This window comes from Tunturibacter empetritectus (genome assembly GCF_040358985.1).
Lineage (GTDB): Bacteria > Acidobacteriota > Terriglobia > Terriglobales > Acidobacteriaceae > Edaphobacter > Edaphobacter empetritectus.
This window is the reverse complement of the sequence record NZ_CP132932.1, coordinates 179086-197257: the sequence shown is the minus strand read 5'-3', so window position 1 is coordinate 197257 and position 18172 is coordinate 179086. Positions and strand designations below refer to the sequence as shown.

General features: G+C 55.5%; 8 protein-coding genes. 3 read left to right on the top strand and 5 right to left on the bottom strand.

The window, feature by feature from the left end; genetic code table 11:
• Window positions 1-354 precede the first annotated feature (354 nt).
• The 4 genes from RBB75_RS00585 to RBB75_RS00570 form a co-directional block, all read right to left on the bottom strand.
• Complete coding sequence (locus tag RBB75_RS00585; RefSeq protein WP_353069210.1) at window positions 355-3075, bottom strand: ABC transporter permease; 2721 nt, start codon at window positions 3073-3075, stop codon at window positions 355-357.
• Entirely contained in the window at window positions 3072-3419 is a 348-nt protein-coding gene (locus RBB75_RS00580) for a PadR family transcriptional regulator (protein ID WP_179638574.1), read from the bottom strand. The genes RBB75_RS00585 and RBB75_RS00580 overlap by 4 nt, the downstream gene beginning before the upstream one ends.
• Before the next feature lie 374 nt (window positions 3420-3793).
• The gene (locus tag RBB75_RS00575; RefSeq protein ID WP_353069209.1) at window positions 3794-5947 is read right to left on the bottom strand and encodes a hypothetical protein; all 2154 of its coding nucleotides are present in this window, start codon (window positions 5945-5947) and stop codon (window positions 3794-3796) included.
• Between the two features lie 501 nt (window positions 5948-6448).
• Window positions 6449-10465 (bottom strand): chitobiase/beta-hexosaminidase C-terminal domain-containing protein, encoded by a 4017-nt coding sequence (locus RBB75_RS00570; RefSeq protein ID WP_353069208.1) that lies wholly within the window; start codon window positions 10463-10465, stop codon window positions 6449-6451.
• A gap of 571 nt (window positions 10466-11036) precedes the next feature.
• Between RBB75_RS00570 and RBB75_RS00565 the strand changes: the two genes are divergently transcribed.
• Window positions 11037-13304, top strand: a complete 2268-nt coding sequence (locus tag RBB75_RS00565) for a TonB-dependent receptor (protein ID WP_353069207.1) — start codon at window positions 11037-11039, stop codon at window positions 13302-13304.
• Between the two features lie 552 nt (window positions 13305-13856).
• Here the strand turns inward: RBB75_RS00565 and RBB75_RS00560 are convergent.
• Window positions 13857-14081 carry a hypothetical protein gene (locus RBB75_RS00560; RefSeq protein ID WP_353069206.1) on the bottom strand — a complete coding sequence of 75 codons (225 nt, stop codon included), beginning with the start codon at window positions 14079-14081 and terminating at the stop codon, window positions 13857-13859.
• An 18-nt stretch (window positions 14082-14099) separates the two neighbouring features.
• On the opposite strand from RBB75_RS00560, the gene RBB75_RS00555 reads away from it, so the two are divergent.
• A complete protein-coding gene (locus RBB75_RS00555; RefSeq protein ID WP_353069205.1) occupies window positions 14100-14288 on the top strand; it encodes a gamma-glutamyltransferase in 189 nt (62 codons plus the stop codon).
• 621 nt (window positions 14289-14909) lie between these two features.
• A complete protein-coding gene (locus RBB75_RS00550; protein ID WP_353069204.1) occupies window positions 14910-18050 on the top strand; it encodes a TonB-dependent receptor in 3141 nt (1046 codons plus the stop codon).
• The last annotated feature ends 122 nt before the right edge of the window (window positions 18051-18172 follow it).

Sequence of the window (18172 nt, the reverse complement as noted above, 5' to 3'; positions counted from 1 at the left end):
TGTGAAGTGTATAAGCGCTAACGCCAAGCTCATCGGGCATCATTCCTGAGGAGCTCTATTCCCCATAAATTCTCGGATGGTCGGCAAACAGGAATTTGTCCGGTCGTAGAGGTTCAGTTTCGAATAGTCCGTTACCTACCCTCGACTCAGAAACCAAAGATTTCTCTTGTCTGGAGCGTTTGTTATGTGACTTGGCGATAATGCGTTCGTTGACGACCTGCGGGAATCTTGGGAGTACGGCGTTTTGGGACACATCCTCTGGAACCCCGAGTGGGGTGAATTCATCAGCATCCCGAAGATGGTCATCGGGATGGCCACAACCTGCGAAGACAAATCTCGAGGAGCGCCAGGAAGTCATTCGGAGTGAAGTGTAGTGATTGGATCCAGGCGCATGGCGCGCAGCGCCGGGATATAGCTGGCGGCGAGCGCGACAGTGGCCAGTGCAAGGGTGACGCCAGCAAATGTGGGCAGATCGGTCGACGACACGCCGTAGAGCAGTCCAGCCATGAGGTGAGAGACAATGAGCGCACCCACTACACCGAGGCCGGCACCAGCGGCCGCCAGTCCGAGTCCCCGGCGCAGGACCATCTTGAGGATATTGCCTCTTTGAGCTCCCAGCGCGAGACGAACGGCGATCTCACGTCTTTGTTCATTCACAACATAGGAGATAGTTCCGTAGATTCCAAGTCCGGCAAGCAGCAAGGCAGTGGCCGCAAAAAACGCCACCATTTCCATGGAGAATCGCCTAACGGAGAGCGAGGAGGAGAGCACGTCACCCAGCGCCTCCGCACGGAAGACCGGAAGTTCCGGATCGACAGCCTGGACCTGGCTTCGCTCCTGTTCGAGGATGGTGCTGGGATCGAGTTGTCCGCGAAGAAAGATGGCCAGGCTTTTGGCGGGGTGCTGGTATATGCTGCGGTAGATCTGCGGCGTCGCCACGTTGGCCAACGATTCCGTGCGAGCATCCGCAATCACGCCGACGATCGTGGTCCAGGCTGGCTTGGCCGAGTTCAACAGTTCGCGGGCATCCAAGTGCAAGCGGACACGTTTGCCAAGCGGGTCTTGGTTTGGCCAATAGGTGCGAGCCGCAGCCTGATTGATGACCGCAACCTGGGGCGTGTCCTCAAGGTCCTGGTTGCTGAAGAGGCGTCCTTTCAACAGCGGCATGCCTAACAGGTGAAAGTATTCGGGCGAAACGATGGGGCTATCGATCACAGGTGCCTGATTGTCCATCGTCTCGATACCTTCGCGGATCAATGGCAGTGGGCTTGGATTGCTATGGCCCAGGGGAAGAGCGTCCACGTCGCCGATGGCCGCCTCTTCTACACCCGGCAGGATTCGGCTGCGGCGAAGAACCTCGCGCAGCAAGACCGACTCCTGGGTCGCGGTTCGGTAGATATCCTGACTGGGATCGTTAGGCCCCGGAAGCCAGGTTTGAATGGCCATAACGCGGTCAGGATTGAAGCCGGGCTGTACCTTGAACAAGTCCCAAAAGCTGCGCAGCAGAAGACCTGCGGCGACCATGAGCACCAGCGAGAGCGCCAATTCACTGATGACCAGAATCTGGCGCGCGCGCGAGCGTCTATGTGAACCTACAGACCCGCGGCCTTCCTGCCTGAGCGTCCCGATCAGATCGACACCGCTCATAAGCCAGGCGGGAGCAAGCCCGAAGATGGTTCCGGCTGCGACGGAGACTGCGAGAGCGAACACCAGCACGCCCCAGTTGATCGATATGTCGCTCATGTGCGGTAGGCTCTCCGGAACCAACTGCAGCAGGAACTTCCTCGTGAAGAAGAGAATCGCACAACCGGCGATCCCGCCAAGCAGGAAGAGCAGCAGACTCTCGGTCAGAAGTTGACGGATGAGGCGCGTTCTTTGCGCTCCCATAGCTTGGCGAACCGCGAGCTCACGGCCTCGCACACTGGCTCTGGCGAGCAGGAGATTGGCGACGTTGACGCAACTGATCAGGAGGACCAATCCTACGGCGCCGAACAGCAGAATGAGAGATTGTCGAACGCTGCCGACCACGCTTTCGCTCAGCGGAGTCAGGCGCACGGTCCACGCGGCCTGTGACGGATATTCCTCCGGATATTGCTTTTTCAGCGATTCAACCAGCGCATCGAGGTGCTCCTGCGCGGCCGCAATCGAGAGACCGGGCTTCAAGCGGGCGACCGCTCGACTCTGCAGACGTAAACCGCGCCGTGGGGGCGGAAACGGCAGACCGGCCATGCCGGCTCCCAGCCATACTTCCGTATTTCGCTCCTCGCTGGTTGAGCCCAAATCGCGAAAACCGCGCGGCATGACGCCCACGACGTGATAAACGTCGTTGTCCAGGCGCAGCGCTTTGCCGACAATGTGTGGGTCGGCTCCGAATTCTCTCCTCCAGAGCCCGTCGCTGATCACGGCCTCCAGGTTGAAGCCGGGAGTCGCATCGTTCGGATCGAATGTACGACCCAACTGCGCGTCTACACCGAGTACCGTGAAGTAATTCGGCGTAGCATGCTTGTAGCTGAGACGCTCGGGCTGTGCACTGCCGGTCAGGTTCACGTCTGCGCCGGTGCCGGAGACCGACACGGACTGGAATATCCCGGCACTCTCGAGGTCTCTCCACTCAGGGACGGAGATGCCGACATTTTGCGCGCCTACGCCCGGAAGGTCGTCCTGAACGCGCACCAACTCGGATGGGTTTGGATACGGCAAAGGGTGCAGCAGCGTGGCGTCGATTACGCTATAGATCGCGGTGGTGGCTCCGATGCCCAGCGCCATAGTGGCGATCGCAATGAAAGAGAATCCAGGAGATTTCAGGAGCATGCGAACCGCGTATCGCAGGTCGAAGAACAAATTCTCAATAAAGGGAATGCTGTGCTCGGCGTGATGGCCCTCCCGAATCGCCTGGGCCGCGCCTAGTTTAAGCGTCGCCTGCCGCCGTGCCTCGGCGGGCGACATTCCGGCGCGCAGATTCTCCTCTGTCTGGAACGCGAGATGTTCGGCGATCTCATCCTGCAGGCGTTGGTCGGCAGTCCGTGATGTGACGAGATTCGACAAGCGTATCAGCGAGCGTCGCAGGAATTTCATGTTAAATCCTCCGCCTTGAGTTTGAAAAAGCGCGCGATGATCGCTGCTGTTTGCTCCCATTCGCGGGTCTCCGCCTGGAGTTGCTTGCGGCCGGCCGCGGTAAGCCGATAGAAGCGCGCGCGGCGGTTGTTCTCCGATGCGCCCCACTCGGAGGCAATCGAGTCTTCATGCTCCAGCCTGAGCAGCAAGGGATAAAGCGTACCCTGGTTGACAGCCAGAAGGTCTCCGCTAATCTGCTCGATGCGCCGGGCTATTCCCCAGCCGTGCTGCGGTCCCAGGACATCGAGTGTCTTGAGGACCATCAGTGCGAGCGTACCTTGCAAGACGTCGGGCTTTTCCTTCATGACAAATCAACCTTTAGGTTTCCAACAGGAATAATATGGCATGCTTCCTTTTGGAAAGCAACAGGAAATATTAACTTTTGCCGACAAACCCAGAAGAGCCGTCGGGAAACGCCGGAACATTGTTTATTGAAGCGGCGAGTTTGATTTCTAACGAAAAGTCGGCAAGTGTCGAGAGATCTGCAAGTAGCTCCAACCTCAACTGTTGACTTCAGGTCAATGCACTCATTGAGTTCTGTGCCGAGAGCCTTGTGAGTTCCTGATCGACTGCGAACTGCCCGGAGCTGTCTGGTTCGGGCTAGTTCGAATGGCCAGTTGTAGCAGTGCACGAAGACCGGTGTTTTGAGGGCAAAATAGAATCTGCCACACACACTAACTCATTGGGTCGGTAGCAGCCCAAACACTGTCACCCCGTTTTGCGTGCCGACGTACACCTTTCCGTTCACGATCACCGGTGCAATAAACTTGTTGCCGTTCCCAAAGTTGTCGCGTCCATTCGCAGCTTGGCCGCTGTTGTACAACTCATGCGACAAATTCGCCGGATCGTACGCGTGCAATACCCCCGGCATCGTCAAGCCAGACTCTAACGCCCACACGATCCCATTCTGCGTCCCATTCGCCGAGATCGTTGGCGTTGGCCCCGGATGCTGGAACGTCACCGACGTCTTGTTCGAAGGATTCGTAGCCATCACCGCATTCGTCAATGGAAACGCCTTCAGCACATCCCCGTCAGCCGCGTAGTACACCACCCCGTTGAAGTACGCTGGCGTCGAGTACACCATCCCCGCCATCGCCCCTGGAATCTCCTGGTAGATATTGCTGTCCATCGGATCGCTCGCCGGATTGAACTTACCCATGTTGTCCCGATCGGCCAGATAGATATTCTTATCTTTGCCCGCGGCCACAATCAGGTGATGCACCCCGCCGCTGGCATCCTTCTGATCCGGCAGCAGCATCGCTCCACCCGATCCCAAATCCAGATCCTCGCTCGACTCCGCGCTCCCGTTATACGTCTCAAAGTAGTCCACCACCGCCAGCTTCCCACTCGCTGTCGAAAGTTTCACCATCGCATTTCCGTAATCGCCCTGCGCCGGAAATCCCGCCGTCGTCAGCGTCGTATCAAACGTCCCATTCGCATCCAGCAGATAGATGAATCCGCTGCTGTCTGCAGCCATTCCATCCCCGCTCATCCAGATCGAACCCTCGTCCCCATCCGGCGTCAAGTTCAGCAGCTGCGTCTGCTGTAGCGTCGACTCGCTATACCCCATCACCCAACCCGTGTACAAACCCGCATCGCAGTGAGAAGTCCAGCCTGTGTAGATCGTGCCGTTCACCAAAAGAAGCCCCGCCCGCTCCGCATATTGCGCAGGATCAAAGACCACGCTGCCGTTCTGGCTATTGTCTCCCGTTCCCGGATAGCTGGCCGCAATCTCCGTGGGTGTGGACAGATCCGCGCCTGTCGTCAAGTCCAGCGCATGCAACCGATGGTGATATCCCCCACTTGTATCCTTGGTCATCCCGATAGTAAACAGAGTCCCATTTGTCCCCTGCTTGCGATCGATTACCGGAGTCGAGGTGATCCCGATCTCCGGCGTAATCTGCGAGCATCCATGATCGTCGCTCGTCGTCTCGCCGCTGCCCAGGAGCGACTTCACCCACAGCTGTACGCCCGTATCCGCGTCGAACGCATACACGCTGTCATGCTCCGTCGCCACATACAAGACATTGTGCAGCTGGCTGCTCGACTGTCCGAGTATTGGTACATTCGCCAGATAGAGCGGCTGCGCATCCACCTTGCCGTCGGCCGCATCAAACGCGATCTTGCCAAACTGCGTCGAGTTCACATTGCTCGGCGAAAGAATCGTCTCCTGCGCATTCAGCCCATCACGCGCGAGGTCGTAGTGGAACGTCGTCACATCCGGCGCGTTCGTCATCGCCACCGACTGCACCGTCAAAACCAGCGACGCAGTATGGACGATGCCTCCTGACGTACCCGTGATCGTCACTGTGGCCGATGCCGACGCCACACTGAGCGCCGCCGACAGAATCGTGCTCTGCGCCTTCCCCGGAACAAGACTCAGTGTCGCAGGATTCGCCGTCACTCCCACAGGCAGTCCCGCAATCGTAACCGCCACCGTGCCGCTGAACCCGTTCATTGCGCCTCCAGTCACACTCACCGGCACACCAGCTGCTCCGCCGACCAACGTCAGCGATGTGGGCGCCAGCGTCAGCGTAAAGTCGGGCGGAGGCGCGGAGATGGTCGCTGCTACCGTGGAGCTGTGCGTCAATGCCCCGGAATTCCCCGTCAGCGTCAGCGTAGCGTTCCCCACCATCGCGCTCGCCGCCGCAGTTACGGTCACACTCTGTCCCGTGCCAGGAGTCAGCATAAGCGTCGCCGGCTGCGCGGTCACCCCAGCCGGCAGTCCAGTAATTGCAACTGCAACCATTCCAGTAAAGCCGTTCGCCGCTGTCGCAGTCACATTCACCTGCTGTCCCCCAGCGCCCGGCATAAGCGTGATCGCCGCAGGCATAGACGCGAGAGAGAAGTCCGCTGGAGCCGGTGCCGGCGCACTTTTCCCTCCGCAAGACGTCAAGGCAACGGAGAACACAATCAAACCGATTCCAGCTCTAAGCCCACTACGCAATCCTGCACCTGGTCCGTTACCAAGACACCCACTCATCGCCTTCGAGACAGGTCCCATAACCACCCTCCGAGACTGAACACTTAACCTGGACTACCCGCACCTGTCCATTCAAGACAAACCAAAACTACATCCATCCGCTCCGCCAGCTGTCACCAAAATGTATAACTCTGGTCCGCGCTCTCAACCCGAGTTGAGAAGCGGGTAGACTTAGACTACGCGCCCGGGGGCGACTTGGACTGCGACCACGTCAAATGAGAGTTTGCTGACCGACGGCCAGTCCGCGATAGACAGATGCAGAAAAATCGTATGTCTGTGCGAAATTGAGTGTTGTCGATTCAATTTGACGATCCGTAACCAAAAACCGGATCCATGCAGCATTTGCGTTTGCTAATTGTGATATGTCCAGTCAAGAATGTTAGCGTTCATGCTTGAGCCGCCACTTCCCGCTGTGAAGCCCAAATAGGCAGTTGTGCCACCAAGTACGCTGGCTAAATTCACAGCTTCGGTCGCGGTAAAGCTCGCAGATGTTGTAGTGTCGGTAAGCGTCAATGTAAGGTTCGTACCGTCGTAAGTGACGTGCGCATGCAAGATGTGTCCGCTAGTCAAGATTACATTGGAAGGAGTCAGATTCATGGAAGGTATCGTTGGCTGTGCTCCATCTGTATAGAACCCGGTAGAGTCTGATCCTTCACCGGAGTTGTTGTGAATATCGAACTTGATTGCCAGACTTTTTCCTATTCCAGAAATTCCGCCTCCGTATCCCAGCGCGTTTCCTGTCGATCCAATGGCCAAGGGTCCTTTAGTTTGAATGGCGAAGGTAAAACCATCTGCCACCCCGTTGAGAATCTGAAAATCAAAGTCGGTCGTAAATGTAGCAATGTTGACAGCCGGTGTAAACCATATCGAACTTCTGGAAGAAGTCTGGCTTGCAGTCATCATCTGCAGCGTCGAACCGCTCAGAATCCCAACTCCGTTAAAGATGAAACTGCTTGCGGCACCCGCGAAACCGTTTGGGAAATTGATTACTTCAGTCGTCGGACTGATCGTGTACCCGCCACTTGACACAGAGCTTGCCGAAAGACCTGGAGCAATAGCCACCGCTTGAATAGTCTCAGTTGATCCAACCAGAATGGGGCTGGAATACACCGAAGAACTGGTGCTGGGTGTTGTGCCGTCCACCGTGTAGTAGATGACACTGCCCGCTGTGGAGTCGGAGAGCGTAATGCTTTGCGCACTCGCATATGTGCCTGGCGCGGGGGAGAACGTCGGCACGGCGGTAACACCAGGTACCGCAGCCGAAATCACATAGGTTGCAGTCGTGACAGCGCTTTGCAAGCCAGATGGCGCAACACCTAGCGCTTCGAATGTTGTCGTCGTTCCTGCATTAACCGCAATAGGGTTGCTGTACACCGAAGAGGATGTTGTCGGAGTCGTGCCGTCCATCGTGTAATAAATCGCGGCACCCGAAGTGGTATCACTGAGCGCAATGTTTTGCGTCGTCGTATAGCTGCCACTCGGGGGACTGAAGGTCGGAGATGCAGGAGGAACTGCGGCCACCGAGGCGCTGTAGGTCCAGGTTAGGATCTTCTGGATTGCTGTGCTTCCGCCGGATCCGCCTGTGAAGCCTACATATGCCGTATTGGCTCCGACAATCTGGGGAATATTAATCGCCTGACTGTAGATAAATGTCTTAGCTGCGATGATGTCGGTCAGAGTTAACGTTAGAGTGGTGCCGTCATAAGACAGATGAGCCTGCATGATGTTGCCACTCTTCAAAATGACCCCGCTTGACGTCATATCGACGGCAGGAATCGTGGGCATTGCTCCATCTATATAAAAACCAGTAGAGTCGTCGCCCTCTCCCGAGTTGTTGTGGAAGTCAAACTTAACAGCAACGCTGGTGGGCATGGCTTTCGTGCTTGCATAACCTAACGCCGAGCCGTTGCTTCCAAGTGCAGTGGCCTTTGCATTCTGTATTGTGAACGTGAAGCCGTCCGCTTGCGGATTAATAAGCTGGAATGCAAAGTCTGCCGTAAAGGCGCGAATATCAATGGGTACGTTATAGAAGGCGCTCCCCGCCTGGCTAACGCCTCCGCTCGTGAGTAGAAGGCACGCGTCACTACTGGTAGTAGCTGAACCGTTAAAGGTGATTCCAGTAGCGGTTGAAAAGCCGCTGCCAAAATTTATGCTCGAACTGCCGGGCTGTATAACATAAGCGCCCGCGACAGCGTGATTTGTCAGCCGCGCCGGATCTACTGCTAAGGCGCTTATGGTTGTATTTGCTCCCACCGCTATGGGACTCGAATAGACAGCAGATGAGGTCGTGGGCGTGGAACCATCCAGCGTGTAGTAGATCGTGGCGGAGCTGTCCCTGTCGGACAATACAACCTGCTGCGCTGAGTTATAGGTGCCTCCGGCTGGGGTGAATACCGGCAACGGCGTCAATGGTGACGGAGTGAAAGCTGCGGAGGTTATCGAGCTCTGAAGGTAGTTGGTTCCACTCGCCATCGCTTTGACCGTTGTAGCGGCCGTTAGCCAGATTGGCGAAGTATAGAGATTGGAACCAGTGGTAGGAGCTGTTCCATCCAACGTATAAAAAATATTCGTCGAGGGCGTTGCCGTACTGAGCCATATCTGTTGGGGCGAATCGAAGACACCCCCGTTGGGTATGAAGGTTGGCACCGCAGCAACTGGTTCGCCGTTGAGTAAGCCAAATACATCAAGCTGATGCTGCGCTCCGACGTACACCTTGCCATTCGTGACAATAGGTACAACAAATTTGTTGGACAGACCAGGATTGTCGCGCGGCTGCTTATCGCTTTCATACAAAACCTTCGACAAGTCGGTGGCATCGAAAGCGTAGAGAACCTCGGGAGCAGTGCCCCCGGTTTGCCGCACAGCCCACGCTATACCGTTCTGTGTCCCGTTTGAAGATATAACGAAACTAGCCCCCGGGAAGCCGGAGGTAATAGTGCCCCGGCTGGAAGAGGTAGATGCGAGTACACCATTATTGAGGCTAAACGCTTTAGGGTAGTCTCCAGTACCCCATATATAAACACTTCCATTCCAGTAGGCGGGAGTGCTGAAGATGCCTGTCGTTGCGCCCAGAATATCCTGCAAAGCGTTTGTGTTCGAAGTGCCTCCGGGTAAATAGCCACCGAGATTATCTCGATCTAAAACCACGATGCGTCCTTCTTTTCCCGCCTGTATTAGGAGGTGAGGATTGGGACCTGTTCGATCGGGCAACAGAAGGACCCCGCCGGAGCCCAGATCGTGATCAGCTGCGGATAACGCAGCCTGATTGAAGGTAGTGAAGGCATCAGTCACAGCAAGACTGCCACCTGACAGACTAACTTCCACAACGCTGTCCCCGAGATTGACACTCGGATTGAAAGGAGGGAAAGGAGTGTTCAAGCCATTACCCGTTGAAAAGAACATTCGCCCGCTGGTCCCTCCATTGTCGATTGGCATTCCGGCACCGGACTCCCAGACACCAGCTCCAGAACCGCTGGGAGACAAACAGATAGCCCCAGTCTGGGCAAGTGTTGTGCCATCAAATGCCAACAACCAGCCATGCCATGGGCCGTTATCACCGTGAGAACCAAACCCGGCATACACTATGCCGTTGTAGTAACTTAAGGCCGCGCGGTTCAGCTGCCATAACGGACTAAACGCGATTTGGCCGCCTGAGCTGCCAGCTCCTGTGCCCAACGCCGTCGCTTGAATTACTGTTGGGCTGTTTGGCTGCTCTGCTCCGGTGAGTATGTTGATCGCATGCAGCCGCTGTACATATCCTCCACCTTCCTTCGTCTTGCCGATGACGTACATCGTGTTGCCAGTGACGTTGATCGCAGGGGTACTAGTGATTCCTATTTCAGGAACAATGTCATTTGAGTCAACATCCGCGCTGGGAACCGTGGTTGCGCCAGGCGCAGCGCCATAAGCTGAGTTGAGCAGGCTTATCTGCCACAGTGGCTGCGCATTTGTGCCAGCATTCGAATCAGCATCGAAAGCGTAAACGGAGTCATGCTCGGTTGCTACAAAAACAACGTTGTGTACGAGCCCATCGGTCATCGTAAGGCCGTTGATGTAGAGAGGCTGGGCATAGACATAACCATCTACGGATCTCGAAAAAAGCAGACCGAACGATGAGCCAGTAACATTAGTTGGAGTCAGTAGTGTCTCCTGAATATTTGCTCCCGCCTCAGTATTGTCGTATCGCCAGGTAGGCACATTTACCGAAGTCGCGACTTGGCCCAACGCTGCCTCAGTCATAGCAGTGAATACGCAGAAAAAAAGCGTTGCTCTTAACAAGGACCTCGCAGCTGCTTCAAACCTGCTTGAAATGTAAGGTGGAAGACCTGAGATGGCCAGACCAATAGGCACAAATTTAACCAGCGACATGACTCCCCTCCAGCGTCCCAAGGTTGTTTCGTTGAGAGGGGAGGATGAATCAAATTCCTAACGAGTTTCCAACCAAGGGCCGAATCGAACGACAGAACTGCAGCAGGATCTTTCGCTCCCGCGGCAGGAGGCCAACAAACGTGCCGACTCATGCAGCACATTAAACGCAAAATGTAATGCATCTGAGCCGAACACGTGTATGCACAGTAGTAATGAAAGCTGGTTACTTTGCCGCGTCGTACGAGCGCCAATCGCAACTTCTTTTAATGGGGATAGTTGAAACACCAACCTACTCGCAGCCCTTGGCCACGCAGACAAAGTCCGTTCATTCAATCAACAATGTTGTTCATGACATCTAAGCTGTCGAATTTTCCCTTGATGACCTGCGATTGGAGATGTCAGCACGAAAACATAAGTGTGCCCATCCTCGGCTCCTTCCCCGAAGGATGGGATGTAAACTGCTCCACACCCAATCCCGCAGGCCTAAAACGTCTAACAAACGGTGAAGGATTTGAATTTACGCCTACCTTTCGGGGTCACAAGATGCCTGCTACTTTGCGTCTGTTCCGCAATGGGTCAGGCGAATACGGGAGAGTTACTTCTAAAAGCGACCGATTCCACTGGAGCAGGACTCGAAGCATCCGTGACCGTAATAAGTCAGGGGAACCAATATAGAACCGTCCTTATAACCGATGAAAAGGGAAACGCTGTTATCCGTCGGCTTCCATATGGGGTTTACTCGATCACCGCCGAGAAACAGGGTTTTTCGTCGGTCTCCAGCACTCTGCAAATGGGGTCATCCATCCCCATCGAATCGGTGGTTCAACTCCAGGTTGCCCCGGTGAACACGGTCGTAGCTGTGAATACCGAGGAGACGCTCATCGATCCGGACCGACCCTCCTCCATCATGCAGATAGGCTCGAGACAGATTCGGGACCGCGTCCAGTCTCTACCCGGCAGATCGATACAAGACCTCGTGGTCTCGCAACCTGGCTGGCTCTACGAGGGCAATGCGGTATTGCATCCGAGGGGTTCTGAATACCAGACCCAGTTCGTGGTCGATGGGCTTCCGCTTACCGACAATCGTTCGCCCAGCTTCGGACCGGAGATTGAGGCTGACGATCTGGAATCAATGAGCATCTATACCGCCGGCTTCCCTGCGGAGTACGGTAGGAAGATGGGCGGTGTGATAGAGCTCAACACCAAGCGCAACCCCGACGCAGGCCTGCACGGGCAGTGGATCCTGACAGGCGGGACATATGACACGTTAGGCTCCTATGCAAGAGTGCAGGAGACGTCGGGCAAAAATACGTTTTCGGCAACCGCGTCGGGCGGTATGTCAGCGCACTATCTCAACCCCGTGGTGCCGGAGAACTTCACCAACCGTGGGACTGTCGGCGACTTTTCCCTGAGGTATGAACGGGATTTCAATGAAAAAGACCGACTGATCGTGGTCGCCCGACACGAGTTTTCGCGATTCGAAATTCCCAATGAACAGTTGCAGCAAGCGGCGGGTCAGCTCCAGACCGGCGACAACTTTGAAACCATAGGGTCGGTGACTTATCAGCACATATTTTCGTCTGACAGCCTGGGAACGCTGGAGGGATTTGTTCGCAAGAATGCCAATGACCTCTACTCCGACGTCTTCTCGACACCTATCATCGCTTTCCAGAAAAACTACTTCAAGGAAGGCTACTTCAAGGGAACCTACTCCAGGCACTATCACAATCAGGAGCTCAAAGCCGGGGTCGAGTCAGATAACAGCTTCCTGCATGAGAAGTTCAACTACTCCATTACTGATCCAACACAGTTCGATCCCGATACTCCCCCGGCGCTGAATTTCGCCGCCAGCCGTCCCGACTTAGAACAGTCTACGTTCGTCGAGGACCTCATCCGTTTGGGGAGTTGGACGGTAAGCGCCGGGCTCCGTTGGGACCACTATCAACTCATTCTGAATGAAATTGGAATTAGCCCAAGAGTTTCGGTCGGCTACTATGTTCCGTCTTGGAAGATGGTGCTGCATGCCTCGTACGACCGAGTCTTTCAGACTCCTTCCTTTGAAAATATCCTGATTTCGAGCTCAACTCAGATTGATGCGCTCAGCAGCGACTTCCTTCGTCTACCAGTAAAGCCGTCGAGGGGTAACTACTACGAGGGAGGTGGAACTAAAGCCTTTGGCGACCGGATACGGCTGGATGTGAACGTCTATCCACGCGACGTGAGTAACTATGCAGACGACGACCAACTCCTCAACACCGGCGTCAGCTATCCGATAGCCTTCGATCACGCGGTCATTTATGGTGCCGAAGGTAAGTTGCAGGTCGTCAGGATGGGTCCGCTTACTGGGTTCATCAGCTACTCCTATATGGTCGGCCGTGTCTGGCTCCCCGTGACCGGCGGCCTGTTTCTTGGCGATGACGCGGATAACGCATTGTCGCAGTTGAGTGGACATTTTCCCGACTCGCAAGACCAGCGAAACACGGCGCGCACCCGCTTTCAGTATCAGCTGATGCCGCGACTGTGGTTGGCGGCAGGCGCTTCGTACGGCTCGGGCTTGCCTTTCGAGTACCAGGGCACGTATCAACAGGCAGTCGATGAGTACGGTCTCCAGATCGTAGATCGATTGAACTTCGAGCGGGGGCGAATTCTCCCAACGCTGGCAGTCACCGCATCCCTTGGTATTGATCTATACCAGGGCGACAAGTTTAACTCTCGCTTACAGCTCGACGGCGACAATCTGAATAATCGCTTGAATATTATCGATTTTGGAGGTCTTTTCTCCGGGAACGCAATCGCGCCTGGACGCAGCTGGGCATTGCGCCTGAATTCGTTTTTCTAGCGATATCGGCCGCCCGTCCTACAAGAAGTCGGAGAAGTACCGAATTTGAGACTTGCGTTACGGTAGGAGTTAGTTGGTTGTAGGCATAAGAAAGCGCCGTTGCCAAATACGCCACCGTCCTACTCCCCGAAGCCTCGGCGACCTGAGCAGAGGCTCGGCTGCAACGACAGCATCTCCTTCGTCGATAGTCCAACAGGGCAGGCTCTTAAGGCGTCGGCCAACATGACCGTGAGCGGAAACACAGACCAGCACGACAAACTCTTGGCTCTATGGAAAACTGACGACTCCCGGGATGTCCTGAAGAGACAATGCTGGCCCAGGCTCCTCATTAGCTGAGGAGAAGCAGTAAATCGTCTTCGCGCTGCGGAACCCCTCTAAACTTGCGACACTACTACGAAACTCATTGCTCGGGCGGAGACAGTCCGCTTGGGTAGAGAAGCAAGGCAAGAACGCCTTGATATATCGGAGTGAAACTCTAAACGTACGGCTTTGATCGCACCTCATTTTTTTGTCTGCGAACATTCGACCAGGAGAACAACATTGCGCCGTCGCTCATTCATCGCCGCACTCCCGCTTGCCATCGCGTAGCTTCAGCCATCCGTCGCCATCGCCAGAGTGGCGACCCGAATCAGGCTCATCGGACACATCCCTGCCGAACTTCCAGCCCTCAAGCGCCGAACGCTTTGTGCGACCAGACGTGCATGCCGGCGACCGGGTCTCAGGTGCCAGCTTCGCCAGCCGTTCCGCCGCTATGGGATGCTCTGGAGCCGCCGGCACAGCCACCCCATCGCGACCTTGACTGCAATCGAAACTCTGAAGCGAGGCGGCTCCGCAATCGCCGCCAACGCCTGCCTTGGCTTCCTCGAGCCGACAAGCTCCGGCATCGGTGGCGACTGCTACACAATGATCTGGGATCCAAAGCTCGCCAAGGTCGTCTCATTAGCCTTAGAGATGCGCGCAAACGGCCGCGTCCTCGCCTACTAACGTGGCCTGAGATCCATCCTTGCCTGACTTAATACGCGCGGCCCATTTTGGATGATCGTTACTGTTTTGGGGAATCGTCGTCTAACTGGAGTGATGTCTTCGGCAGCTTTTGAGCGCCCTTGTACTTTGTTTTTATCCGATCTTCTTGACACGCTCCGCTACGGCTTCCTCTTTGCTTGCCGTTAGCGTTGAGTCGATGCTCGCATCGTGAATGGCGAAATAAGCTCAAAAAACTGACAGAACTAGTTGATTCCAATAACCGTTTGCACTCATTAATTTGTCGATAGATTGGCGAAAAATAAATCCGCTAGTAATGACTCGGCATATTGACATCGCTGGAAATAGGTGAAATTTTAGATATCATCACAAAAAAGTTTATTGTGGAACGGGTCGCGGTCCGCTTCAGATAGTAAATCGAGGCCGACAAGACCGGTCCACCGGCGTTATTTGGGCCCATCAGATCTAATTGCAATACGTACGTTCGAAGTCCTTTTTCGGGCCGCAGTTCTTCCACATAGAAGTCGTAGGTGCAACTTGATTTGCAGGAGGCCTGAAGTGAAAATTTCTAAATTGTTCTCAAGCGGATTCTTAGGTTTTGTTCTGTTGTTACAGAGCGTTGGCGTGTGCCTTGCACAGTCGACGGCGAATCTGTCGGGCACCGTGATAGACCCAAGCGGTGCGGTGGTTCCAGGCGCGCACGTTAGAGTGCATTCGCTTGCCACGGGCCTTGATCGCGAGGTCGTTACCGATGGGGCGGGAGTTTATGGCGTTCCGTCGTTGCAACCAGGCGAATATGAAATACAGATTTCTGGTGCGGGCTTCAGCCTATATACCGTAAAGAAGTTGACGCTGGAAGTGAATCAGACGGTTGCGGTGAATGCGCAGCTTGCTCTAATATCGGCCGGCGAGACGGTGCAGGTGGACAGCGGCGCACCGCAGATCGAGACACAGACCATGACGGTCGGGCAGGTCATCGACAGGACAACGGTGCAGCAGATTCCACTGAACGGGCGGCACTTTCTGGATCTGACGGTGCTGACGCCCGGCGGCGTGGTTGCTCCGACAGCCGGAAGTCTGACGTCCGCGAGCCGCGGCCTGGGTGCCAACTCCTTTGACTCAGCAGGCAATCGCGAAGACTCGGTAAACTTCCAGATCAACGGCGTGAACCTGAACGATATCAGCCAGAACCAGATCACCTTTCAACCGTCGATCAGCACCACCTCCGAGTTCAAGATCGATAACTCGACGTTCAGCGCAGAGTATGGCCGCAGCTCGGGCTCGATTGTGAACGTTGCCACGCGCTCCGGCACAAACCAGTTTCATGGCGAGGCGTTTGACTACTTCCGCAACGACGCGCTCGACGCGCGCAACTACTTCAACCGCAATTTCAGCCCTGCAACCGGATTACCAATTCCTGGCCTACCGGGCGAGAAGGCGCCGCTCAAGCGCAACAACTTCGGCGGATCGGTGGGCGGTCCCATCTGGAGAGAACACACCTTCTTCTTCGGCAGCTATGAAGGCCTGAGGCAGAAACAGGGCATTCTGCAGAACAGCACGGTGCTTACGGCCGCTCAGCAGGCGCAGATCGCGGCGAACGCGGCACAGTTTCCCGCTGCTGCAAAGCTGGCGGCGCTGCTTCCGCTCCCGAACAGCGGAAGTAATTATGTCGCGTTCACGCCTGGCCCGGTCAACATTGATCAGTTCACCGTCGACATCATGCACCAGTTCAGCACCTCGGATTCGGCGCATGGTTTCTATGCCTTTCAGAAAGACGTTCGTACGGAGCCTGCGTTGCAGGGGGATACGATTCCAGGATGGGGCGATCACCGCAACGCGCATCGGCAGATACTCACCTTCAACGAGACGCATGTCTTCAACCCGAACTTCGTGAATGAAGTGCGTCTCGGCTTCAACCGCATCTCCATCGCCTTCAACCCGGCCAATCTTACTAATCCGAATGATGTAGGCCTTGGCGATGGCCTTCAGGGCAATGTTGGTCTGCCGCAGATCACGCTCTCCGATATTGGTCTGGTCTTTGGTGGGCCCGCGGGATTCCCGCAAGGACGCAACGACACGCTTGGTATTCTTTCGGATACGGCGACATTGCTGCGCGGTAGGCATAGCATCAAATTCGGTGGTGAGTATCGCCGCTATCTGAGTGCCAGCTTTGCCGGGAACATCGGGACGCTTACCTATGTGAGCACAGCCAACAACTTCGAGATGGACAACGCCACGGTCTTTAGTATTCAACCGAATACCGTCACCAGCCGGGTCTACGACACCGCAGTCGGAGGGTTTGTACAGGACAACTTCAAGCTCACACCGAAGCTGACACTGGAGTATGGCTTGCGCTTCGAGTGGAATGGTACGCCGGTCGAGGGTGCGAACAGATTTGTGCTCTTTAATCCGAATGGAAATGGGGGGCCAACGCTGACGCAGGTGGGCACCAATGGAATTTCTGCCAACGGCGCCTACTCGCAGAACTACAACATCGAGCCCCGGCTGGGATTTGCGGCCGATGTCTTCGGCACCGGGAGGACCGTGGTGCGTGGAGGCTATGCGTACCTGGTCGACCAACCGGTTTCGAACGTAGTGGGCGGACTGTACACCAATCCCCCCTTCAGCACGGCAGTCTCTTATAACGGAGCTCCCATTCCTGTCTCGACGCTGTATGCATCGGCGAAGGCTTCGGCCATCGGGATCAGTTCGGTCAACCCTAACCTCAGGAACGGGTACATCGAAAGCTTTAATCTGAACGTGCAGCAGGCGCTTGCCGCCGGCATGGTTGCCTCGATCGGGTACTACGGATCGGTTGGACGCCATCTGCGCATTACAACCAACGAGAACCAGGCATCCGGGCCAGTTGGATCCCCGCATCTGTATCAGAAGCTCTCACCCAATAGCCCCATCGATGCCAACGTCTCCATTGCTTCGAACATTCCGGAGGTAAACAGCATCGGCATCTCGAATTACAACGGGATGTGGGCGACGCTCAGTAAGACCATGAGACGCGGACTTGAGTTTAATGTGAACTACGAGTGGACGAAGTCGATGGATCTCAACTCGCTCGGGTCACAGGGAGGCCTTACTGCGGCAGGTGGTGCTCCGCAGGACAGCAACCATCTCAGCGGCAACTACGGGCTGTCGGATTTCGACACGCGCAATCATTTCGCCGGAACCGCGATCTATAACCTGCCCTTCAAGGGCAACCGCCTGGTCTCGGGTTATCAGCTTTCGACGATCGTTCAATACCAGACGGGAAACCCCATCAACATACTCTCAAGCAGCTCAAACTACAACGGCCTTACGGGTGCTGTACGCCCCAACAAGGTTGGTTCAATCACAACGCATAAATCGCAGACTGCGATTGCCAATGTAACCTTCATTCCGCACTCGAATGTTTGCGCCATTGAACCGACTTTGGCCGTTCCGGACGGATGCAGTCTGCAGATTCAGGGAACGCAGGCGACTCCGACTGCAGCCATCGTCTACACCGGCATCGGCAATATTCAGCGGAACGCAGTGACTGGACCTGGATTTGCGGACGTCGATCTTTCCGGAGAGAAGGACACGAAGCTATTTGAAGGGTTTAACTTTAGACTGCGTGTGGATGCCTTCGACATTCTCAACCATCCCAACTTCGGTCAACCGTCTGGTAACACGCAGTCTTCGACCTTCGGCCAGATCTCCTCGACCCGCTTCGCCACCAGCGATGGCGGCTCTTCCCGTCAGCTTCAAATTAGCGGTAAGTTTGTGTTCTAAATAGACTGGACGGCGCTTCGCTGAGTTGCTCTCAGCGGGGCACCCCTTTGTTTAACATGCGTTCTCAACCTGTTTTTCACTTTGAAAGCCTATCGCTTCTAGCGCCGGGCGGAACGCCTGAT

Bases quoted from the DNA above. Each gene is read 5' to 3' on its own strand.
- RBB75_RS00585 (WP_353069210.1), bottom strand. From the start codon at position 3,075: ATGAAATTCCTGCGACGCTCGCTGATACGCTTGTCGAATCTCGTCACA.
- RBB75_RS00570 (WP_353069208.1), bottom strand. From the start codon at position 10,465: ATGTCGCTGGTTAAATTTGTGCCTATTGGTCTGGCCATCTCAGGTCTT.
- RBB75_RS00580 (WP_179638574.1), bottom strand. From the start codon at position 3,419: ATGAAGGAAAAGCCCGACGTCTTGCAAGGTACGCTCGCACTGATGGTC.
- RBB75_RS00565 (WP_353069207.1), top strand. From the start codon at position 11,037: ATGGGTCAGGCGAATACGGGAGAGTTACTTCTAAAAGCGACCGATTCC.
- RBB75_RS00575 (WP_353069209.1), bottom strand. From the start codon at position 5,947: ATGCCTGCGGCGATCACGCTTATGCCGGGCGCTGGGGGACAGCAGGTG.